Origin of the sequence: Clostridium sp. (assembly GCF_034179595.1) — a bacterium.
Lineage (GTDB): Bacteria > Bacillota > Clostridia > Clostridiales > Clostridiaceae > Clostridium.
In genome coordinates this window covers 1-6,561 of record NZ_JAXFPT010000042.1, presented here as the reverse complement: position 1 = coordinate 6,561, position 6,561 = coordinate 1, and the positions used below count along the sequence as shown (strand labels likewise).

Here is a 6,561-nt window from a genome sequence, read left to right as displayed (position 1 = left end):
TGATTTTATAACATTAGGAGGATTAATAAGTTCAGGAAATGGAACAGTAACATTAAAAGATCCATCAAGTAGTTTAAATGTGAGAAGTGGTCCATCTACTGGAGATAGTATAGTTGGTAGCTTATCACATGGTTCAGTTGTTAAGATACTAGATTCAAGTGGAAATTGGTACAAAATAAGCTATAATGGTATAACTGGATATGTAAGAAATGATTATGTAGTTAAAAGTGGAGCTGTAGGAAAAGGTAATGGTCTTGCAACAATAACATTAAAAGATCCATCAAGTGCTTTAAATGTAAGAAGTGGATCATCATTGTCTAGTGGTGTAATAGGTAGTTTATCACACGGTTCTGTAGTAGAAATAATAGGAACAGAAGGTGAATGGTATAAAATAAGATTTAATGGTGAAACAGGATATGTAAAAAATGATTTTGTTACACTAGGTGGATCAATGAGTTCTGCTAAAGGAACAGGTACAATACAATTACAAGATTCATCAAGTAGTTTAAATGTAAGAAGTGGAGCTTCAATAACTAGTGGAGTAATTGGAAGCTTACAAAATGGTTCAATAATTCAAATAATAGGGACAGAAGGTCAATGGTATAAAATAAGTTTCAATGGTAAAGTAGGATATGTAAGAGGAGACTATGTTATTAGAGGAGGATCTCTATCAATAGGATCAGATAAATATGAATCATCATTTAAAGATGGATACATAAGATATTATGCACAAGATGATCCTAGATATGGAAACATAATGTATAGTAATCATGGTGATAGAGGACAAACAATAGCAAATTCAGCATGTGGTGCAACTGCATTTTCAATTGTTGTATCAACATTAAACAATATAGATGTACCGCCAACAGAAATATGTAGATATGCCTTATCACATGGATATAGAACTTATAATAGTGGTACAAGTGCTAATCTATTTAGTGGGGCAGCTTATGATTCATCAAACCCAAGATATAATTTAAATTATCAATCAGTAGGAAGTATAAGTGAAGTTAGAAATATACTTTCAGATAATAAACATTTAGTAATAGTAAGTATGGGAAGTGGACATGTTACAAAACAGGGTCACTATATAGTACTTGCAGGATATACAACAATAAATGGAAAAGTATATTTTAAGGTATACGATCCACATAGATGGAATGAATATTATATATATGATGGTGAAATAATTGATACAGTAAAAGATGATGGATTTATCTTATTAAGTCAAAATGCAATAGTAAATGAAGCACAAGGATATTATGCTTTTTCAAGTAAAAAAGGTTCATCATTAAAACCTGTTTCGGGTTCATCTTCAAGTACAAGTGGAAGTCATAGTAGTTCAACATCAAGTAGTAGTACAAGCTCATCTTCAAATAAAGAAAAAGTTAATGCAATTACTGTTACAGGAAGCTTCTTAGAAGGGGTAACTGATGCTGGAAGAGAGAGTGTAAAAGGTGTTTGGGACTTTTTAGCACATCCAATAAAAGGATTAACAAGTACTTCAGAATGTATTGTTTTTGTAGGAAAAGCAATAGTACCAGGAACAGATGCAAATAAAGTATTTGCAAAAATGGCAGAAAAATTTGTAAGTGATGTTTCGCAAGGAAATGCAAATGAGAATGCAAAACGAATTGGTCGAATAGTAGGCGAAATAGCTATATGTGTAATAGTAGATCATGGCGTTGGAATGTTAACTGATATAATAAGTGAGTCAGGAAAGTTAGAAGAACTTTCAATGTTAGTTGGAAAAGCACAAAAAGGAGAAGTAACTAGAGAAGAAGTAACAAATAGATTGTTTGAGAAGGCATCAGACTCTAAAATCATAAAGCATCCAGTATTAGATAACACGAGAACAGGTAGTGCATTAAAACCATATGATGGACAGCATGGATTTAATGACATAATTGACAACTACACACAATATGCTAAAGAATTTGATATTGTTGGTGGAGATGGTGTAACAAGAAAGCTATATCAAATTGAAGGTGGGCAAAAAAGCTATGAATATAAACAAATATATGATAAAGTTCAAGGATTTAATAGAATTGATAGAATTACAGTAGATCAAAATGGAGTATTTGAATGGATTGTTGACCCTACTAAAGGAGTAACTCATAGACGATTTATTCCAAATGGTAAGGTTAATGGTATTCCAAACCAAAGACCGTAAAAAAGAGGTGATAAAGTATGAATATAAGTATAGAGATGTTAGACGAAAGCAGGATATATTATGACTGGAAAACTTTGTACGTTGGAATAAGCATTAATTTAATAGATTATAATGAGTTAACAACATATGCACTTAAAGTGATGTGTGATGATAAATATGATGAGAATGATTTTATAAATGAATTATCTTGGGGGATTGAAAATAGTTTAAAGGATGAAATACTTGCAAAAATGTTTATTAAATTTAAATTTGATAGATTGCTTCCTGGAAGTAAAGATTGGAATCTAGAAATAAGAAGACTAAAATATGTAATATTAAATTACTTAAGAAGTACAACTAAAGATAATAATGAACTTTTAGAAAAAGTTGAAGAAGTATATGCTGATTTTAATTATCCACAAGATATGGATGAGTTTATAGCGTATATGCCAGCTAAAGGAAGTGTATTAATGAATTCTATCGAAGATAATAATAAACGCATGATAAATAATCTAGATAATTTTTTAGAATTAGAAAAGAAAGAACTAGATAAAAAATAAATTGATATTTTAATGCATGAGAATATTCATTTAAAAGTTAAATAAACCAGCTTGTTTTACTGGAAATACACTAGTAATTACTGAAAATGGATTAGTACCTATAAAAGATATAAAAATAGGTGATAAGGTATATTCAAGAGATGTAATAACAGGAAAAACAGAGTTAAAAGAAGTAAAAAATACATTCATAAAAGAAAGTGACAGTTTAGTATATATAACAGTTTGTGGAATATCAGGAAATGAAATTATAGAATCAACAGAAGATCTCCCATTCTTTGTAAATGGAACAGGTTCAAATGTCTTGTGGACAAATGCAAATGGAACAGAGCATATGGGAGAATATATTTCTAGATTCGGGAAAGAAAGCTGGACAATTGGAATGAGAAGTCAAGCCATGTTAGAGAGTTATTCTGCAGCTTTAAATAAAGCTATGAGAGAGATTGCACAAAAAACTCCAGGAAGATACTTTGGAACATATGGAAATTGGGAGTTGGGCATAAACACAGAAACAGGGGTTGTATATCATGCAATTATGAGATAAAGGAGTGAAGTAATGTGAAAATTAAGGAAAAAGATTCTAAAATTAATTATATAAGACATATTGAAAGTATGGGTAAAGGATTAATATTATTTAAAGTCAAAGTAGAAAAAAAAGCAATTGGACAAAATTATCATTATTTTTATGAAGATAAGAAAAAACCACCATTGGATATAGCTATTAATCCTAAAAATAATTTAATAGAATATGTCAGTTTCTTTGCACAAGATGAAAAGATTGAACAAACTAGATTAAATTTAAATATTACATTTATTGATAAGAGTATTGAATTTTACGGTTTCGATATTAATTTACTCCACCCGGAAGAAAGACATATGAAAAATTTAAAATTAATTTTTGATGAAGGAAATTTATATTTACTAGATTCAAAAGAGATAATTAATTTAGTTGGATATAAAATTAATTATAATAACTATATTCTTTTTGATTATGATAATAATTTTTATGGACTATTATTTAGAAACATTTCTGATAGTGAATTAAATGAAATGAAAAAATCAGAAGTTTTATAGTTAAAAATGATTAAAATATAAAAAATTATAAAGTGTATGAAAATTAGTATCTATGAAAAGATGTAGAGGTTAGATAGGGATAAGCAATAGAAGGTGAAATATGGTTATAGTAAGTAAAATAAATATTATTTCAAAAAATTCATTAGAAGCTGAGGTTACAATCACTGATGGAATTAATGAGTTAGTGTGCTTTTCTCAGCCATGTAATTTTAAGTTAAATCAAATATTAGTTGAGCCAGCGTATTGTTTTAATAATAAATATGTGGTTAGATCTACTAGCAATAAGTATAGTATAGAAAAATTAAAAGAGCCATTAGCTTATAATTTAGTTGGTAAAATTATAGATAAGAAAAATTGTTTAATCCAAATAGGACAAATAATATTACAACTTGAAGAACATTCTATTCCAAAAGATATTTTAGAAAATGAATATATAAGCTGTTATTGTCAGAGGATAGATATTTATTAATTATTTAAATAAAATAGGTTTGACTAGAAACTAAATTTAAAAAACTTGATAAAATAATATTAAGATAGGATAGTTACAAATTAATTTTGCGATTATCCTATTTTATATAATAGATATAAATAATATGTGTTAAATTTTAATATGAATTAGCTAAAATATATAAAGGTTTTGAAATAAGTTCACTTAATATGAGATTGAAAGGATGTTATTTAATACAATATAATTAAGAATTGAATTAACAGCTAATAAAACTGCTATAGAAAAAGTATGGAGAAGTTTATCTTAAAGAATTTAATGAGTATATTAATAAGTAGGTGGATTCAAGAGATGTATATTAAATATTATGAATATGAATTACTTGAATTATTTGAAAATTAACCTGTATCAGTATTTGATGAGAAAGCAGGAGTATTAATTTATTGATATAGAGAATAATAAATTTTAATGATATTGATACAGGTGAATTAGCACCTAAAAGATAGTTAGTTTTTTAAGATAAATAAAGCATTGAAATTTTTAGGTGAAAAAAATTTATAGTAAAGAGATGATGAATTTTGAGAAAAGTTAATCAAAACATGAAAAGAATATTAAAAAATATAAATAATAAAAAAGAAAATATTATAAAAATAGATTTAAATGAATTAGAAAAAATAATTAATCCTAATATAATAGAAGTACATGATTGTGTTATTCTTGATTTAGAAAATAGAATAGTTAAAAAAAATATAGACTTTGATTTTATACTTAAAAGATTTGGAGATAGGGTAGGATATGAAGCATCACGAAATGAAATTAGGGTAAATGATTATATTATTGAAGGATCATTCAATTCAATTGTTAAGTTAAGTTTTAAAATTATAGAGATATTAAAGTATAAACTTAAATTAAGGTATCCTAATGATAAATTTTGTATAGTTTTTAGTTCAGATAAGGAATATGTTACATTAAGATTCTACAAGATTAGAGAAAATGAAAATTCATGGTTAAATGAGAAAGATTTAGATAGATATGTAGATGAGGCTATAATGGTTTATAAATTTTAAAAGTTTATAGTATCAATTTTTTCGGTACTCTTTTATTCTTATTTTATTATTTTTACCTTACTTATGCATATACTTATTTTTTGGAGATAGCCTTAATGGTTATCTTTTTTGGTTTCTATATATTTAGTCAAATAAAGATAATTATTATACCATTACTATGGTGTTATATTTCAAATAAGAGTATAATAAAAAATACTTTTATTATGCAATTTTATTAGATTGAGTATTATGTCTAAATAAATAATTTAAGATTAGTTTTAGATATTTAAATTGGGTAGTGGGGGAAAAATTTATAAAATGAAGAATATGAAAAAGGTCTTAATTATTATATTACTGATTGATATAGGAATATTAGCATTCTATTTGACTCCAATGAGAATAACTCCAAAGGTTCCATTAACAAGTGAAGACATTAGTATAAAAGTCGAAATGGCTGGAGGAAATACAGGGCCAGCTTTTATGGTTGATGAAGATAAAGGGAAGCTTAAGAAAATATTAAAAGAGAAGTATCCTAATAAAGACATAGAACCACATTATATTGAATTAACAGGTAATCTACCATATGGAGCAGTAAATGATCCTGTATTATTGGGTAATTATATAGTTCATGGTACAATTATTTCACTAGATGGTGGAGTCACAGTAATTGATGTTAAATATACAGATGCGAAGATTTCAAGATTATTTAGGGATGATAGACAATCAAATGTAATTTTTGAAATGCTAATTATATTTATTGCATTCATATCTGCATTTATAATAATTAGTAGATTTAAAATTTTATTCATAAGAGAACTAATCGCAAATAAGAAATAGTAAATGAGTTTAATCATTACAAACTAAGGAGCAGTAAAATTTTAACTGCTCCTTTAAATTATATATTTAGGTATAGTTTTTAAATCAAAAATACATAAGCATATAATTAAAATTTTTCAAAAGGTACCAAAACTTTTAAGTATTGGCGCTAATTTAAAATAAACATAAATAGTCAACATAGAAGGTGTTAAAACTTAGCATTATAAGTAATTATTTTTATGTTTTTGGTAAAAACTATTCTTACAAATAAAACTTTCCAAAGGAGAGAGTATAGTGAGAGAAAATAATTCTTTAAGTTGTAGAAAAAATGTTCTAAATGAATTAAAGCTTAGTTTTATCAAAATAAAAGATACTTATAAATACATTAAAAACTTAGAAAATGAAGGAGAAGATATAATTGGTTCTGGGCAATGGCTTTTAGATAATATTTATCTTATTGAAAAGGAATAT

At 26.3% G+C, this 6,561-nt stretch carries 7 protein-coding genes and 1 pseudogene; all 8 read left to right on the top strand.

Annotated elements, in window-relative coordinates; genetic code table 11:
• Positions 1-2,173 (top strand): SH3 domain-containing protein (locus SPJ33_RS04745; protein WP_321116821.1); only part of this gene is annotated, 2,173 nt, incomplete at its 5' end.
• A 17-nt stretch (positions 2,174-2,190) separates the two neighbouring features.
• Positions 2,191-2,712, top strand: coding sequence for a DUF2247 family protein (locus tag SPJ33_RS04740; RefSeq protein WP_321116820.1), 522 nt, complete (start codon positions 2,191-2,193; stop codon positions 2,710-2,712).
• A gap of 76 nt (positions 2,713-2,788) precedes the next feature.
• Positions 2,789-2,986 (top strand): annotated as a pseudogene (locus tag SPJ33_RS10640) (polymorphic toxin-type HINT domain-containing protein); the annotation flags it as partial.
• A 57-nt stretch (positions 2,987-3,043) separates the two neighbouring features.
• Positions 3,044-3,253 carry a hypothetical protein gene (locus SPJ33_RS04735; protein WP_321116819.1) on the top strand — a complete coding sequence of 70 codons (210 nt, stop codon included), beginning with the start codon at positions 3,044-3,046 and terminating at the stop codon, positions 3,251-3,253.
• Between the two features lie 14 nt (positions 3,254-3,267).
• Positions 3,268-3,783, top strand: coding sequence for a hypothetical protein (locus tag SPJ33_RS04730; RefSeq protein WP_321116818.1), 516 nt, complete (start codon positions 3,268-3,270; stop codon positions 3,781-3,783).
• A gap of 100 nt (positions 3,784-3,883) precedes the next feature.
• Positions 3,884-4,252 carry a hypothetical protein gene (locus tag SPJ33_RS04725; RefSeq protein ID WP_321116817.1) on the top strand — a complete coding sequence of 123 codons (369 nt, stop codon included), beginning with the start codon at positions 3,884-3,886 and terminating at the stop codon, positions 4,250-4,252.
• Between the two features lie 575 nt (positions 4,253-4,827).
• On the top strand, positions 4,828-5,295 hold the full coding sequence (locus SPJ33_RS04720) for a hypothetical protein (RefSeq protein ID WP_321116816.1): 468 nt from the start codon (positions 4,828-4,830) through the stop codon (positions 5,293-5,295).
• A gap of 297 nt (positions 5,296-5,592) precedes the next feature.
• Positions 5,593-6,111: a hypothetical protein gene (locus tag SPJ33_RS04715; protein WP_321116815.1), complete on the top strand. Its 519-nt coding sequence runs from the start codon at positions 5,593-5,595 to the stop codon at positions 6,109-6,111.
• Positions 6,112-6,561 lie beyond the last annotated feature (450 nt).

Excerpts from the sequence above, each read along its gene's own strand:
- SPJ33_RS04740 (WP_321116820.1), top strand. The coding sequence starts at position 2,191 with ATGAATATAAGTATAGAGATGTTAGACGAAAGCAGGATATATTATGAC.
- SPJ33_RS04735 (WP_321116819.1), top strand. The coding sequence starts at position 3,044 with ATGGGAGAATATATTTCTAGATTCGGGAAAGAAAGCTGGACAATTGGA.
- SPJ33_RS04725 (WP_321116817.1), top strand. The coding sequence starts at position 3,884 with ATGGTTATAGTAAGTAAAATAAATATTATTTCAAAAAATTCATTAGAA.
- SPJ33_RS04720 (WP_321116816.1), top strand. The coding sequence starts at position 4,828 with ATGAAAAGAATATTAAAAAATATAAATAATAAAAAAGAAAATATTATA.
- SPJ33_RS04715 (WP_321116815.1), top strand. The coding sequence starts at position 5,593 with ATGAAGAATATGAAAAAGGTCTTAATTATTATATTACTGATTGATATA.